Raw genomic sequence first — 15471 nt, 5'->3', positions numbered from 1 at the left:
GTCAGAGCTTGGTTTCGACGTAGGCTTCGTCGCGGATCTGACGCAGCCAGGCTTGCAGCTCTTCGTCGTACTTGCGGTTGCGCAGGACGTTGATGGCCTGCTGCTCGCGCATCTGGTCGCTGCTGTCCGTGGCGCGACGGCCGAGTACTTCGAGCACGTGCCAGCCGTAGGGGCTCTTGAACGGACGGGAGAGTTTGCCGGCCGGCGTGTTCTCCATCACCTCGCGGAACGCGGGCACCAGAGCATTGGGATCAATCCAGTTGAGGTCGCCACCGTTGAGGGCCGAACCCGGGTCTTCGGAGAAATTCTTCGCCAGTTCGGCAAAGTCTTCCCCGGACTGGATGCGCTCGTAGAGACGCTCGGCCAGACGCTTGGTGTCGGCTTCGCTGCGGATCTCGCTGGGCTTGAGCAGGATGTGACGCACATGCACTTCGTCGCGAACCTGGCTGCTGCCACCACGTTTGTCCAGCAGCTTGAGGATCATGAAGCCGCTCGGAGTGCGTACCGGCTCGGTGACCTCGCCCGGCGACAGGGCGCTGATCATGGCATCGAAGGGCGGGGGCAACTGGGCAGCCTTGCGCCAGCCGATCTCGCCGCCTTCCAGGGCGGTTTCACCGGCAGAGCGGGAGATGGCCAGCTGGGCGAAGTCGGCGCCCTGACGCAGTTGCTGGTAGAGGTCGCGGGCCTGGCGCTCGGCAGCCTGGATGGTGTCCGGGGACGAGCCGTCCGGAACCGGGATCAGGATGTTGGCCAGGTGGAACTCTTCGGACAGCTGCAGCTTGCCCAGGTCGGAGGCCAGGAAGTTCTGCACTTCCTGGTCGGTGACCTGGATGCGCTCGGCCACGCGGCGTTGGCGCACTCGGCTGATGACCATCTCGCGACGGACCTGGTCGCGGGCGTCCTGGTAGGACAGGCCATCACGGGCCAGTGCCGAACGGAACTGATCCACGCTCATGCCATTGCGCTGGGCGATGGATTCGATGGCCTGGTTCAGTTCCTCATCGGTGATGCGGATGCCGGAGCGGTCGCCGATCTGCAGCTGGATGTTCTCGATGATCAGGCGTTCGAGCACTTGTTGCTGCAGGACGTGCTCCGGGGGGAGTGCGGCGCCGCGCTTGGAAATGGTCTGCTGGACCTCGTGGACGCGCTGGTCCAGCTGGCTCTGCATGACCACGTCGTTGTCGACGATCGCCACTACGCGGTCGAGGGTCTGAACCTCGGCCTGCGCACCGGTCCCGAGGAGCAGGGCGCCCAGCATCAGCGGGCGCAGACAATCAGAAAGCTTGGTCTTCACGTTCACGGTAACCTTGGATGCCGGTGTCGAGGAAACTTTCAACCTTGTTGCCCATGATCCCGCCGAGGCCCTTCAGGACGATCTGCAGGAAGATGCCACGGTCGGCTTTTTCGTTCAGGTCGGGCGAAAGGGTGGTTTCGTCGTAGCTGACCCAGTAGCGGTTGATCAGGCGCAGCTTCCAGCAGCAGCTGTCGTACTCGAAGCCACCGAAGGCTTCCAGTGTGCGGTTGCGGTTGTAGTCGTACTGCCAGCGTGCGATGGCGGCCCACTGCGGCACGATCGGCCAGATGACCGAGGCGTCGTGCTGCTGGATCTTGTAGTAGTCCTTGATCACGTTACCGGTGACCGGGTCCTTGTAGTCGCCACCTTCCTGCCAGCGGCCGGTAGTCTGGTTGTAGACCACGGCGTCATTGCGGTAGCGGTAACCGAAGTTGACGACCTTGTTGACTTCGTCTTCCGGCTGGTAGTGGAACATCAGGTTGCCGGAGCGGGTCTGGCCAGCGTCAGGATCCCAGTTGTACTCGGAACTCAGGCGCCAGTCGCGGTTGAAGCGATACAGGTATTCCATCGCGTAGGGCGAGCTGCTGGCCTGGGCGGAGTTGCGCAAGCGGTAGTCGATACCGGGTAGCTGGACCTTGCGGTCTTCGAAATAGAAGGCCTGGCCGATGCTGAAGCGCTGGCGTTCGAAACCGTTGGGCTGGATCCAGCGGTTGGTCACGCCCAGGGAAACCTGGTTGGCATCACCGATGCGGTCACGTCCGGTGAAGCGGTTTTCGCGGAACAGCGAGGCATAGTTGAAGCTGCTTTCGCCGGTGTCGAAGACCGGGATGTCGCTCTGCTTCTCCTCGGGAACGTAGAGGTAGAACAGGCGTGGCTCGAGGGTCTGACGGTAGTTGTTGCCGAACAGGGTGGCGTTGCGGTCGAAGTACAGGCCGCTGTCCACGCTGAAGATCGGTACGGTGCGGTCCTGGCTGCTCTTGAAGGTCTGCCCGGCGAGCAACGTCGACTTGCCTTGGCTGTCCAGGTCGATGTCGTACTGGGTGTAGAGGTACTTCACCGAGGGCTTGAGGAAACCGTAGCTCCAGTCCAGCGGCAGGCTGACGCCCGGCTCGACATGGATACGGTTGCCGTCGGCGCGCGCCAGACCTTGGATGCGCGTGTCGTTCCAAGGAGTGGCCTGGCCGTTCTCGTCGATGAAGTTGCCGTTGCGCAGGCTGCGCTCGAAGCGCGCGAACTCGGTCGAATAGTCGAACTTCAGGCCGCCTGCGTCTACCGGCAACGTGCCATCCAGGGTGAGCTGGGGCAGGCGGTTGTAGGGGGTGATGTCGGTGACGGTCGCCATTTCATAGGCATGGGCGTTCAGGCGCGCGGTATAGCTGTCGCCGCGCCACGTCAGGGTGCCGCGCTGGTTGACGTAGGTGTTGCGCTGTACGTCAAGGTCAGTGGGCAGGTCCTGGAAGTAGTAGGGGTCGCTGATGTCGGTGTAGTCCACCTCGGCCAGCAGGCGGGAGTTCAGACCGCCGGTGTGTTGCCAGCTGTATAGCCAGCGCTTGTCCTTGTACTCCGACTGCAGCTTGCGGTCGTCGTTCTCGTCGTTCAGGTAGGCGCCGCTGACCTGGCCTTCGCTGCTCTTGGTGAGGTAGCGGAATTCGCCGCCCATCATCAGACCTCGCTTGGCCATGTAGCGCGGGTAAAGCGTCGCGTCGTAGTTGGGGGCGAGGTTGAAGTAGTAGGGGGTCAACAGGGTGAAGCCGGTGTCGCTGCCGCTGCCGATGCTCGGTGGGAGGAAACCGGACTGGCGACGGTCGTCGATCGGGAAGTAGATGTAGGGGGTGTAGAACACCGGCACATCCTTGACCCGCAGGGTGACGTTGGTCGCGGTGCCGAAACCGGTGGCCGGGTTCAGCTTGATGTTGTTGCCCTTCAGGTTCCAGGCGTTGTCACCTGGTTCGCAGCGGGTGTAGGTGCCGTCCTTCAGGCGGATGATCGCGTCGTCCTGGCGCTTGGCGTACAGGGCGCTGCCGCGTACGTGTGCCTTGTGCAGGACGTACTCGGCGTTGTCGATCTTTGCCTCGCCGTTGTCCAGTTGCAGCTCGGCCCGGTCGCCTACTACCAGTGCACCGTTGTCACGCAGGCGAACGTTCCCGACCAGCTCGCCACGGTTCTCGGCCTGGCGCAGGTTGGCCTCGTCGGCCTCGACCTGCATGCTGCCCTGGCGCATCACCACGTCACCGGCGAGGGTAGCCACCTGCTGCTCCTGCTCGTAGCGCGAGGCCTTGGCAGAGATATAGGTGGGCGCATCCGCCTTGGGCGTCTTGTCGTTCATACCCGGGCGGGTCGGCTCGATGTAGGCGCCTGCGCAGTACGGGCCGGCCTCGGCCAGTTGTGCGGCGGTGAGCTTTTCACGCGGGACCCAGTCGAGGTGGCTGTAGTCGGCACTGCGGGAAGCCAGGGCGCGACCACCGGATTCGGTGACCAGCGTCGGCTTGGCTTCTTCGCCGCGGGCTACCTGGCCGTCGCTGCCTGCCTGCGCACTGGCGACACCCACGGTGGAGCTGACGGCGCTCTCGCTGTGGATCGGCCGGGGCGGGAGGTTCGACGCGGAAGCCTTGGGGGTGCAGGCCCAGCCGCCCGTGGTGGACGCCTGGCAGTCAAACTGATCAGCGGCGACAACGAATGGAGTGGCTACAGGTTGCAGGGCCAGCAGACCGCCGGTGACCAGCAAGGGGAATTTTTTACGAAACGCGGGAGATTTTACTGCCATCTTGTTAGTCCGGGCTTCCTGCGCGCCATCGGCCCGCGGGGGCCGCACGCCTCTCGATGGGCTGAAAAAGATGCTGGATAATAAAGCATGACCCGCGCAACGGCTAGCGCCGTCGGAGACCTCTCGATGCCCCACCAAGATGTACGGCTTCAACAACTTAGCGTTTGGCTGGAGCAGCAGCTCCCCGTTCTTTTCCAGCGTGAGGGCTGGGGCGAAGTGCCCACGGCGAGCCTGGCTCCGGCCAGCAGCGACGCCAGCTTCCGCCGCTATTTCCGCTGGCAAAGCGAGGCCCGCACGCTGATCGTGATGGATGCTCCGCCGCCTCAGGAAGACTGCCGCCCCTTCGTCAAGGTCGCTGGCATGCTGGCCGAAGCCGGCCTGCATGTGCCACGCATCCTCGCGGCCGACCTTGAGCAGGGCTTCCTGCTGCTGGACGATCTGGGGCGCCAGACCTACCTGGAAGTGATCGATACCGACAACGCCGAGGCCCTGTTCGAGGATGCCCTCCAGGCCCTGATTGCTCTGCAGCGACGCCGCCTCGATGTGCCGATGCCCTGCTACGACGACGCCCTGCTGCGTCGCGAGCTGCAGCTGTTCCCCGACTGGTATCTGCAGCGCCATCTCGAAGTGACCCTGGACGCCACCCAGCAGGCGCTCTGGTCGAAGACCTGCGCCCTGCTGGTCGACAGCGCCCTGGCACAGCCCCGCGTGCTGGTCCACCGCGACTACATGCCGCGCAACCTCATGCTCAGTACGCCCAACCCCGGCGTGCTGGATTTCCAGGACGCGGTCTACGGCCCGGTCACCTACGACGTCACCAGCCTGTTCAAGGATGCCTTCCTCAGTTGGCCCGAGGCGCGGGTGCGCGGTTGGTTGGAGTGCTACTGGAACCTCGCTCGCGAGGCCGGCATCCCGGTGCAGCCGCAGCTCGATGACTTCCTCCGCGCCAGCGACCTGATGGGCGTGCAGCGCCACCTCAAGGTCATCGGCATCTTCGCCCGCATCTGCCACCGTGACGGCAAGCCCCGCTACCTGGGCGATGTCCCGCGCTTCTTCTCCTATATAGAAGCCGTGCTGGCGCGCCGGCCCGAACTCGCGCCCCTGGCCGAGCTGCTGGCCAGCCTGCCCCGCCAAGCGGGGACTCCCGCATGAAGGCGATGATCCTTGCCGCCGGCAAGGGCGAGCGCATGCGGCCGCTCACCCTGCACACGCCCAAGCCCTTGGTCCGTGCGGCCGGCGTTCCGCTGATCGAGTACCACCTCAATGCCCTGGCTGTAGCCGGGTTCGTCGACGTGGTGATCAACCACGCCTGGCTCGGCCAGCAGATCGAGGACCACCTCGGCGACGGCGCGCGGTTCGGTCTGCGCATCCGCTACTCCCCCGAGGGCGAGCCGCTGGAGACCGGCGGCGGCATCCATCGAGCACTGCCGCTACTGGGCGACGAGCCCTTCCTGGTGGTCAACGGCGACATCTGGACCGACTACGACTTCGCTCGTTTGCGCACACCGCTCGACGGCCTGGCCCACCTGGTCCTGGTGGACAACCCGGCCCATCACCCGGGTGGCGATTTCCAACTCCACCAAGGGCGCGTCAGCGATGGCGTGCCTGGCAAGCCAGGGCTGACCTACAGCGGCATCGCCGTGCTCGACCCGCGCCTGTTCGACGGTTGCCACGCCGGCGCCTTCAAGCTCGCCCCGTTGTTGCGTGACGCGATGGCACACGACCAGGTGAGTGGTGAGCATCACCCGGGCCACTGGGTGGATGTGGGCACCCTGGAGCGCCTGGCTGAAGTCGAGCGTCTGGTCGAGGCGGGCCGCTGAGATGTTCTGGCCCATGACCCTCCTGGGTGTCGTCGCCGGCATGTTCATCGCCAGCATCCCCGGTGCCTTGCTCGGCGGTTTACTGGGCCAGGTGGCGGACCGGCGTTTCAAGCTCAACTCCTGGTCACGCCTGGTCCAGTGGGTGCGCCGCCGCGATGAGCATGAGCTGCTGTTCCGCCTCCTCGGCCGCCTGGCCAAGAGTGGAGGACGGGTGCTCGAAGTGCACATCCAGCAGGCCCGTGCCGAAATGCGTCGCCTCGGGCTGGACGACGCCGCCCAGCGTCGTGCCATCAAGGCCTTTACCCGTGGCAAGAACGGTGAGGGCGACCTGCGCCGGCCGCTGCGTCGCCTGCGCCATCAGCGCGCGGCGGGCGAAGCCCTGCTGCGCGCCTGCTGGCAGATGGCGGCCGCCGATGGGCGCATCGGTCGTCAGGAGCGGGAGCTGATCCTGCAATGGGGGCAATGGCTGGACTGGCCGGCCAACGAAGTGGAAGCGCTCAGCGTCGGTTTCGACAGGCCCAGCGGTGCGCCGGTGCAGCGCGGCGGTGCCTATCAGGAGGCGCTGGCGTTACTGGGCGTGGCTGCTGACAGCGAGCCTGCCGTCATCAAACGGGCCTACCGGCGCCTGATCAGCCAGCACCACCCCGACAAGCTTGCGGGTGCAGGCGCCACCCCGCAGCGGGTGCGCGAGGCCACCGAGCGGACCCGTGAGCTGCACAACGCCTACAACCTTATCCGCGAGCGTCACGGCTTCCGCTGATCAGATGCTCGGCGTCGGCGGCGCTATTGGTGGCGTGGGCGCCGTAGCGCCGCCGCTCACCGGACTGTTCGGTGCGGCTCTTCCCAGGTGGTTGTCCAGCCAGCCACGTACCCGACGGAGCAGTTGCTCCTGCTTGGCATCGCGGCTGGCGGACCAGTTCGCCAGCGGTACCTGTACATAGTCCAGATGCTTGACCCGCCTGCTGGCCTGCAGACGCTTGAGGGCCGCTGCGGCAGCGGCGGGGACTTCCTGGTAGTAGAGATCCCCCACTGCCTGGGGTAGGCGTGTGGCCAGCTCCTCAAGCGGGGGCTCGTAGCCAGCCGGCACGTCCGCCGCCACCATCACCAGGTTCTCGATGCCACTGGATGGGTTGTCGGTCAGAAAACGTGCCGCCCACCAGGCGCCAGTACCATGCCCTAGCAGGACGACAGTAGTGGCCTGTTGCTGGCGGCCAAAGTCGACGGCCGCCTGGATCCGTGCGGCGATCCGCTCGATTTGAGCCTTGCGTCGCTCTTCGGCGGTGGGCTGAGGGGGGGGCGGATCAGCACTGGGCTCGGTGGTGCCGGCCTGCTCCGTCGGTGGTGGCGGATCGGCCGGGTCTGCACTTTCGGGCTTCGGCGGCTCTGCAGGCGTACTTCCTTCGCTGGCCGCAGGCAGCGAGGTGCCTGCCGGGCGCGGTGGGGGTTCATCGCCGGCCGGGTCGGGCAGGGTGAGGCTCAGGGTGTGCCAGCCCACGTCCGGCAACCTGGTTCGCAGTGGTGCGATCGCCCGGGGCCAGTCCGCGTTTTCGCCATCCCCCGGTAGCAGGATCACCACCCCATAGGGCTCGGCGACATTGGCGGGCCGCCACAAAGCGAGGAACTGCTCGCTGCCTGCGCCCAGCCGTTGTTGCTCCCTCAGTGGCAGGCGCTGCTCAAGGGCCTTGGCATCCTCCTCGCTGCGCTCGTCGAGTGGCGCCCGTTCCACCGGCTTCTCGGCCGGCTGCTCATTGCCTTCGGTCGGTGCCTGATCGCTGTTCCCGGCAGGCGGGTCTTCGGCCAGGGCGGCAGTGCAGAGCAGAACCAGGGCAAGGGGCGCGAGGATGGAAGGAAGGCGGGGCATGGCAGGCGTCCGGGTGGGGCAACTGGCGGAAGCCTATAGGTTGGCTGTTTTTTTGTCAGGCCTGCCTTCGCCTCCAGGGGCGGCGCTGGAGTAAGGTATGTCCGCCCCAGATCCCGGGTCGTCGTGGTGTCCCGTCGCATGATTCGCACGTTGTGCCTGTCCATCCTGTTCGCCTGCCTGCTGCCGGGACTGTCTCTGGCGCAGCCGGCGTCGACGCTGCCCCTTGATGACGGCCAACGTGCCTGGCTGAAGAATCATGCCGAACTGCGTGTCGGCATCATGCTGCAGGCACCTTATGCGCAACTGGATCGCCGCTTGCAGCAACTCTCCGGCCTCAACGTCGAGCTGATGGAGCGCCTGGCCACGGAACTCGGCGTGCAGCTCGTCTGGCGCAGTTTCAACGAGATGGCTGAGCTGGAGCACGCCCTGCGCAATGGGCAGGTGGACATCGCCCCCGGCCTGATCCAGACCCCCGCCGGCCTGCGCCTGTGGTTGTTCTCCGACCCCTACATGCGGGTGCCGCAACTGATGGTGGGCGAGCGCAGTGCCACCACCGGCGCGGTGGACATCGAACAGCTCGGTGCGAACGAGCCTGTGGCGCTGCGCTCGCCGAGCCCGGTGGCCGACTACCTGCGGGCCACCTATTCCGGCCTTGCTTTGCAGCCGGTCACCAGCGAGCGCCAGGCGTTGCGTGCGGTGCTGGAGCAGCAGGTGCGCTACGCGGTGATCGATGAGGCACAGCTCAGCCGCTTGTCCCGCGAGCAGGAGTTCACCGGCCTGGCTGTGGTGGCGGACATCGGCTTCCCGCAGTTGCTGCGGGTCGCCACGCGGCGTGATTGGCCGGAGCTGTCCACCCTGGTGGACGTCGCCCTGCGGGCGATCCCGCCGAAGGACCTGGATCAGTTGCACGAGCGCTGGTTGCAGGCCCGCTACCCGCGTGCCAGTGAGTCCCCGGGCTTCTGGCAGAACCTCTGCCTGCTGTTCGGCCTGTTGCTCGCCAGTGCGGGCGCCATCATCTATTGGTTGCGGCGGCAGCAGCGTGCGCTGGAGAAGCGCCTGCTGGAGGCTCGCCATGCGATCCAGTTGCGGGAGGCGGCGGAGGAAGCCCTGCGGCTGACGCAGTTCTCCATCGACCACAGCACCGTGGGCATCCTCTGGGTCAACTGGGACAGCCATGTGCGCTACGCCAACCGGGCGGTGGAGCAGATGCTCGGCTACGCACCGGGCGGGCTGGTGGACCGCCCGCTCTCGGCCCTGCAGCCGGATCTCACGATGGACCGCTGGCTCAACCTCTGGCGCCGTGCGCGCAACAGCAGCGAGAGCGCGCAGAACATCGAGACCCTCTGCCAGCGCGAGGATGGGCGCCTGGTGCCCATGGACGTGTCACTGAGCTTCCTGCGCTTCGGCACCTCCGAATACCTGGTGGTGTTCCTCACCGACATCACCGAACGCCGCCGCGCTCACGAAGCGCTGGAGGAGAGCGAGGCGCGGCTCAAGGGCATCGCCTCCAACGTACCCGGGCTGGTGTTCCGACTGGAGCGGCCCAGTGGCAGCGCCCATGCGGCGTTCGCCTTCATCGGCGCCGGCAGCGAGGCGCTGGTGGGGTACAGCGCCGAGGAGTTGCTGAACACCGGGCGCGGCATTCGCGGGCTGGTCCACCCGGATGACGAGGCCGGCTACTGGGCCAGCCAGATGGCCGCCCTGGCGGAGGACCGCGACTGGCACTGGCAGGGCCGCATCCTTACCCGCGACGGCGAGCAGCGCTGGGCCGATATCAAGGCCAGTGCGCGGGTCTTCGAGGATGGTCGCGCGGTGTGGGACGGCGTGGTCTGGGACATCACCGGCAACAAGCGCATCGAGCTGGAATTGGCCGCCTCGCGGGCGCAACTGCGTGACCTGTCGGCGCATCTGGAAAGTGTGCGGGAGGAGGAGAAGGCTCGCATCGCCCGAGAAGTGCACGACGAACTCGGCCAGGTGCTCACCGTGCTCAAGCTGGAAACCTCCATGTGCGAGCTGGCCTACGGCGGCAGCGATGCCGGCCTGGGCGAGCGCCTGAACAGCATGAAGCGCCTGATCGCCCAGCTCTTCCAACTGGTGCGCGACGTGGCCACGGCGCTGCGCCCGCCGATCCTCGACGCCGGCATCGGCTCGGCCATCGAATGGCAGGCCCGGCGCTTCGAGGCGCGCAGCGGCATCCCCTGCCTGGTGACGGTGCCTGAGGCGCCGCCGGCGCTGTCCGATGCCAAGGCCATCGGGCTGTTCCGCATCCTGCAGGAAGCGTTGACCAACGTGCTGCGCCACGCCCGCGCGCAGAGCGTCGAGCTGGAGCTGGCCCCGGAAGACGGCTGGCTGCGGCTTTCCATCAGCGACGACGGCATAGGTTTCGACCCCGATGCCTGCCGTCCGGGGGCATCGTTCGGCCTGGTGGGCATGCGTGAGCGCGTGCTGATGCTGGGCGGCAGCCTGTCCATCCACAGCCAGTCGGGCGAAGGCAGCACCCTGGAGGTGCGCATTCCCCTGGAGAAGGAGACGACCGCGTGATCCGAGTACTGGTGGCCGAAGACCACACCATCGTCCGTGAGGGCATCAAGCAGCTCATTGGCCTGGCCAAGGACCTGTCCGTGGTCGGCGAGGCGAGCAATGGCGAGCAACTGCTCGAAACCCTGCGGCACACACCCTGCGAGGTGGTGCTGCTGGACATCTCCATGCCCGGGGTCAACGGCCTGGAGGCGATTCCGCGCATCCGTGCGCTGAGCAACCCGCCGGCGGTGCTGGTGCTGTCCATGCACGATGAGGCACAGATGGCGGCGCGCGCACTGAAGATCGGCGCCGCCGGCTACGCCACCAAGGACAGCGACCCGGCGCTGCTGCTCACGGCGATCCGCAAGGTGGCGTCCGGCGGGCGCTACATCGACCCGGACCTGGCCGACCGCATGGTGTTCGAAGTCGGCCTGACCGACTCGCGACCGCCCCACGCGCTGCTTTCGGAGCGGGAGTTCTCGGTGTTCGAGCGCCTGGTGCGGGGCGAGGGGGTAAACGAGATCGCCCAGCACCTGGCCGTCAGCAGCAAGACGGTGAGCACCCACAAGGCCCGCCTGATGCAGAAGATGGCGGTGCATTCGGTGGCGGACCTGGTGAAGTACGCGGTGGAGCACAAGCTGCTCTGAAGCGGCTTTCGCCAGGGAAGGTGCGGCCGTGTTCCAGCCTGGGAATGTCCGAGCGGATCGCTCTGGATTGTAGGGCGATCCCTACAGGCGATCCTCTGCCACCCTGATAGCAAAGTCTCATGGCGCCCGATTTTCGTGGCCTGCCGGCTTCTCTAGTCTCTCGGCACGGCATAAACAAAAATCAAAAAAGGTGCGGTGATGGCCTCGATTCCGGCGAACGATGTACTGGTCAGCTTCCGTGGCGTGCAGAAGAGCTACGACGGCGAATCCCTCATCGTCAAAGACCTCAACCTGGACATTCGCAAAGGCGAATTCCTGACCCTGCTGGGCCCCTCCGGTTCCGGCAAGACCACCAGCCTGATGATGCTCGCCGGGTTCGAGACCCCGACCAATGGCGAGATCCTCCTGGCTGGTCGCTCGATCAACAACGTGCCGCCGCACAAGCGCGACATCGGCATGGTGTTCCAGAACTACGCCCTGTTCCCGCACATGACGGTGGCCGAGAACCTGGCCTTCCCGCTCACCGTGCGTGGCATGAACAAGACCGATATCAGCGAGCGCGTGAAGCGTGCGCTGTCCATGGTCCAGCTCGACAGCTTCCGCAACCGCTACCCCGCCCAGCTTTCCGGCGGCCAGCAGCAGCGCGTGGCCCTGGCCCGTGCCCTGGTGTTCGAGCCACAACTGGTGTTGATGGACGAGCCGCTGGGCGCACTCGACAAGCAGTTGCGCGAGCACATGCAGATGGAGATCAAGCACATCCACCAGCGCCTGGGCGTGACCGTGGTGTACGTGACCCACGACCAGGGCGAGGCGCTGACCATGTCCGACCGAGTGGCCGTGTTCCACCAGGGCGAGATCCAGCAGATCGCCCCGCCGCGCGAACTGTACGAGTTCCCCTGCAACACCTTCGTGGCCAACTTCATCGGCGAGAACAACCGCATCAACGGCCAACTGCTCAGCCGTGACGGTGACCAGTGCGTGGTGGTGCTGCCGCGCGGCGAGAAGATCCAGGCCCTGGCGGTCAAGGTCGGCCAGCCCGGCGAACCGGTGACCCTCTCGGTGCGCCCGGAGCGCGTGCGCCTGAACAGCGCCAGCGAGTCCTGTGCCAACCGCTTCTCCGGCCGCGTGGAAGAGTTCATCTACCTGGGCGACCACGTGCGCATTCGCCTGGAGGTCTGTGGTCATTCCGATTTCTTCGTCAAGCAGCCCATTGCCGAGCTGGACCCGTCCCTGTCCGTCGGTGACGTGGTGCCGCTTGGCTGGCATGTGGAGCATGTCCGCGCGCTGGACCCGGCGGCGGTGGACGGCTGACGCCTGCCCGAGGCTTAACCCCAACCCTGCACTTGCACTATGGAGAGAACAACAATGTCCAAATCCTTGAAGCTCACTGCCCTTGCGTTGGGGCTGGCATGTGCCGCACAGGCCATGGCAGCCGACCTGACCGTCGTATCCTTCGGCGGCGCTAACAAGAATGCCCAGGTGAAGGCGTTCTACGAACCCTTCCAGGCCACCACCGGCAACTCGATCATTGCCGGCGAGTACAACGGCGAGATGGCCAAGGTGAAGGCCATGGTGGACACCGGCAGCGTGTCCTGGAATCTGGTGGAAGTGGAGTCCCCCGAGCTGGCCCGTGGCTGCGACGAGGGGTTGTTCGAAGAGCTGGACCCGGCCCAGTTCGGCAAGGAAGAAGACTTCGTCCCGGGGGCCATCCAGCCCTGCGGCGTCGGCTTCTTCGTCTGGTCCACCGTGCTGGCCTACAACGCCGACAAGCTGAAGACCGCCCCCACCGGCTGGGCCGATTTCTGGGACACCAGCAAGTTCCCAGGCAAGCGCGGCCTGCGCAAGGGTGCCAAGTACACCCTGGAATTCGCCCTGATGGCCGACGGCGTCCCGCCCAAGGACGTCTACACCGTACTGGCCACCAAAGAGGGTCAGGACCGCGCCTTCAAGAAGCTGGACCAGATCAAGCCCAGCATCCAGTGGTGGGAAGCCGGCGCCCAGCCGCCGCAGTTCCTCGCCTCCGGTGACGTGGTCATGAGCTCCGCCTACAACGGCCGCATCGCCGCCGTGCAGAAGGAAAGCAACCTGAAGATCGTCTGGGCCGGTGGCATCTACGACTTCGACGCCTGGGCCATTCCGAAGGGCGCCAAGGACAAGGACGCTGCGCTGGAATTCATCGCCTTCTCGGTCAAGCCCGAGCAGCAGAAGATCTACTCCGAGAACATCGCCTACGGCCCGGCCAACAAGCAGGCGGTGCCGCTGCTGGACAAGGCGCTGCTCAAGGACATGCCGACCACCCCGGAGAACATCAAGGACCAGGTCGCCATGAGCGTCACCTTCTGGGCTGACTACGGCGAGCAGCTGGAGCAGCGCTTCAACTCCTGGGCCGCCAAGTAACCGGCCACCCAGCACATCCCCTCCTTCTCGCGGGGGAGGGGAGTACCCAGAGATCCACCGGAGTTCGCCATGGCCACTGTCGTCACCGGCCCAACCCTGAAGCAGCGCCTCGCGCGTGCCGAACGGGTCAACCGCCTGAAGTCCCAGGCGCTGATCCTGCCCTTGCTGCTGTTCCTTCTGCTGACCTTCCTGGTGCCTATCGGCGCGCTGCTCTACAAGAGCGTGAGCAACCCCGAAGTGGTGTCAGCCCTGCCGCGTACCGTGGAAGCCATCGGCACCTGGGACGGCAAGGCCCTGCCCGCCGAGCCGGTCTACAAGGCGCTGGCCCTGGACCTGGCCGATGCGCGCAAGAAACAGACCATCGGTGATCTGTCCAAACGCCTGAACATGGAGCTGGCCGGCTACCGCAGCCTGATGGCCAAGACCGCGCGGGCACTGCCGTTCAAGAACGAACCGGGCTCCTACAAGGACGCCATGGAGGGGCTCGACGAGCGCTGGGGCGACCCGGCCTACTGGCAGGCCATTCGCCGCAACGTCTCGAACCTGACCCCCTATTACCTGCTGGCGGCGGTCGACCATCGCATCGACGACCTCGGCGAGGTGGCCCCGACCACGCCGGACCAGGCCATCTATCTGGACATTTTCGCCCGCACCTTCTGGATGGGCGCGGTGATCACCCTGCTCTGCCTGGCGCTGGCTTACCCGCTGGCCTACCTGCTGGCGACGCTGCCGACGCGCAAGAGCAACCTGCTGATGATCCTGGTACTGCTGCCGTTCTGGACCTCGATCCTGGTGCGCGTGGCGGCGTGGATCGTGCTGCTGCAATCCGGCGGCCTGATCAACGGCGCGCTGCTCAAGCTGGGCCTGATCGACCAGCCGCTGCAACTGGTGTTCAACCGCACCGGCGTGTACGTGGCGATGGTGCACATCATGCTGCCGTTCATGATCCTGCCGATCTACAGCGTGATGAAGGGCATCTCCCCCAGCTACATGCGGGCGGCAATCTCCCTGGGCTGCCACCCGTTCGCCAGCTTCTGGCGGGTGTACTTCCCGCAGACCGTGGCCGGCGTGGGCGCGGGCTGCCTGCTGGTGTTCATCCTGTCCATCGGCTACTACATCACCCCCGCGCTGCTGGGCAGCCCGAATGACCAGATGGTGAGCTACTTCGTGGCCTTCTTCACCAACACCACCATCAACTGGGGCATGGCCACCGCCCTGGGCGGGATGCTGCTGCTGGCCACCATGGTGCTCTATGTCGTCTACAGCTGGCTGGTGGGCGCCGGCCGCCTGCGCCTGGGTTGAGGAGATAAGAAATGCTGAGTCCCTACATGTCCCCGGTCGAGCGCCTGTGGTTCTACACCCTGCGCATCCTCTGCGGCCTGGTGCTGCTGTTCCTGATCCTTCCGGTGCTGGTGATCGTGCCGTTGTCGTTCAACTCCGGCACCTTCCTGGTGTACCCGCTGCAGGGGTTCTCCCTGCGCTGGTACGCCGACTTCTTCAGCTCGGCCGAGTGGATGCGCTCGCTGACCAACAGCATGATCGTGGCGCCCGCCGCGACCCTGCTGGCGATGGTCTTCGGCACCTTGGCGTCCATCGGCCTGACCCGGGGCGAGTTCCGCGGCAAGGCGCTGGTGATGAGTCTGCTGATCTCGCCGATGGTGGTGCCGGTGGTGATCGTCGGTGTCGCCAGCTACCTGTTCTTCGCGCCGATGGGCCTGGGCAACAGCTACCTGTCGTTGATCATGGTCCACGCCGTGCTGGGCGTGCCCTTCGTGATCATCACCGTGTCGGCCACCCTGCAGGGCTTCAACCACAACCTGGTGCGTGCCGCCGCCAGCCTGGGGGCGCCGCCGCTGACCACGTTCTTCCGCGTCACCCTGCCGCTGATCGCACCGGGTGTGATCTCCGGGGCGCTGTTCGCCTTCGCCACGTCCTTCGACGAGGTGGTGGTGACGCTGTTCCTCGCCGGCCCCGAGCAGGCGACCCTGCCCCGGCAGATGTTCAGCGGCATCCGCGAGAACCTCAGCCCCACCATCGCCGCGGCGGCAACCCTGCTGATCGGCTTCTCGGTGGTGCTGCTGCTGACCCTGGAGTGGCTGCGCGGCCGCAGCGAGAAGATGCGTACCTCCATGCCGGAGTGACTTCCATATAGGGCGACTCCCTCGTTG

12 protein-coding genes are annotated in these 15471 nt (G+C 66.0%); 9 read left to right on the top strand and 3 right to left on the bottom strand.

Annotation, left to right across the window (positions count from 1 at the left end):
• Position 1: 1 nt before the first annotated feature.
• Together surA and A7D27_RS08680 are read right to left on the bottom strand one after the other, a co-directional pair.
• The gene (gene surA / locus A7D27_RS08685; RefSeq protein ID WP_170832285.1) at positions 2–1294 is read right to left on the bottom strand and encodes a peptidylprolyl isomerase SurA; all 1293 of its coding nucleotides are present in this window, start codon (positions 1292–1294) and stop codon (positions 2–4) included.
• On the bottom strand, positions 1275–4058 hold the full coding sequence (locus A7D27_RS08680; protein WP_069564622.1) for an LPS-assembly protein LptD: 2784 nt from the start codon (positions 4056–4058) through the stop codon (positions 1275–1277). The genes surA and A7D27_RS08680 overlap by 20 nt, the downstream gene beginning before the upstream one ends.
• Before the next feature lie 126 nt (positions 4059–4184).
• Here A7D27_RS08680 and A7D27_RS08675 point away from each other — a divergent pair, with 126 nt between their 5' ends.
• From A7D27_RS08675 to A7D27_RS08665, 3 genes are read left to right on the top strand one after another with little or no spacing between them, the layout of a single operon-like run.
• Positions 4185–5210: an aminoglycoside phosphotransferase family protein gene (locus tag A7D27_RS08675; protein WP_069564621.1), complete on the top strand. Its 1026-nt coding sequence runs from the start codon at positions 4185–4187 to the stop codon at positions 5208–5210.
• Positions 5207–5878 carry an N-acetylmuramate alpha-1-phosphate uridylyltransferase MurU gene (gene murU / locus A7D27_RS08670; protein ID WP_069564620.1) on the top strand — a complete coding sequence of 224 codons (672 nt, stop codon included), beginning with the start codon at positions 5207–5209 and terminating at the stop codon, positions 5876–5878. The genes A7D27_RS08675 and murU overlap by 4 nt, the downstream gene beginning before the upstream one ends.
• A gap of 1 nt (position 5879) precedes the next feature.
• A complete protein-coding gene (locus tag A7D27_RS08665) occupies positions 5880–6638 on the top strand; it encodes a TerB family tellurite resistance protein (RefSeq protein ID WP_069564619.1) in 759 nt (252 codons plus the stop codon).
• Here A7D27_RS08665 and A7D27_RS08660 read toward each other — a convergent pair whose 3' ends face one another.
• The gene (locus tag A7D27_RS08660; RefSeq protein WP_069564618.1) at positions 6639–7739 is read right to left on the bottom strand and encodes an alpha/beta hydrolase family protein; all 1101 of its coding nucleotides are present in this window, start codon (positions 7737–7739) and stop codon (positions 6639–6641) included.
• A gap of 138 nt (positions 7740–7877) precedes the next feature.
• Between A7D27_RS08660 and A7D27_RS08655 the strand changes: the two genes are divergently transcribed.
• The 6 genes from A7D27_RS08655 to A7D27_RS08630 all read left to right on the top strand — a co-directional run bounded on the left by A7D27_RS08655 (position 7878) and on the right by A7D27_RS08630 (position 15444).
• Complete coding sequence (locus A7D27_RS08655; RefSeq protein ID WP_069564617.1) at positions 7878–10280, top strand: PAS domain S-box protein; 2403 nt, start codon at positions 7878–7880, stop codon at positions 10278–10280.
• A complete protein-coding gene (locus A7D27_RS08650) occupies positions 10277–10906 on the top strand; it encodes a response regulator transcription factor (protein WP_069562505.1) in 630 nt (209 codons plus the stop codon). Before A7D27_RS08655 ends, A7D27_RS08650 begins: the two co-directional genes overlap by 4 nt.
• Positions 10907–11104: 198 nt before the next feature.
• A complete protein-coding gene (locus tag A7D27_RS08645) occupies positions 11105–12217 on the top strand; it encodes an ABC transporter ATP-binding protein (RefSeq protein ID WP_069562504.1) in 1113 nt (370 codons plus the stop codon).
• Between the two features lie 54 nt (positions 12218–12271).
• Complete coding sequence (locus tag A7D27_RS08640) at positions 12272–13303, top strand: ABC transporter substrate-binding protein (protein ID WP_069562503.1); 1032 nt, start codon at positions 12272–12274, stop codon at positions 13301–13303.
• 69 nt (positions 13304–13372) lie between these two features.
• Positions 13373–14605 (top strand): ABC transporter permease, encoded by a 1233-nt coding sequence (locus A7D27_RS08635; protein WP_069562502.1) that lies wholly within the window; start codon positions 13373–13375, stop codon positions 14603–14605.
• A gap of 11 nt (positions 14606–14616) precedes the next feature.
• On the top strand, positions 14617–15444 hold the full coding sequence (locus A7D27_RS08630) for an ABC transporter permease (RefSeq protein ID WP_044405701.1): 828 nt from the start codon (positions 14617–14619) through the stop codon (positions 15442–15444).
• The last annotated feature ends 27 nt before the right edge of the window (positions 15445–15471 follow it).

It is taken from the genome of Pseudomonas sp. 1D4, assembly GCF_001728925.1.
Taxonomy (GTDB): domain Bacteria; phylum Pseudomonadota; class Gammaproteobacteria; order Pseudomonadales; family Pseudomonadaceae; genus Metapseudomonas; species Metapseudomonas otitidis.
The sequence above is the reverse complement of the archived record's forward strand: the minus strand, read 5'-3'. Positions and strand labels throughout refer to the sequence as shown.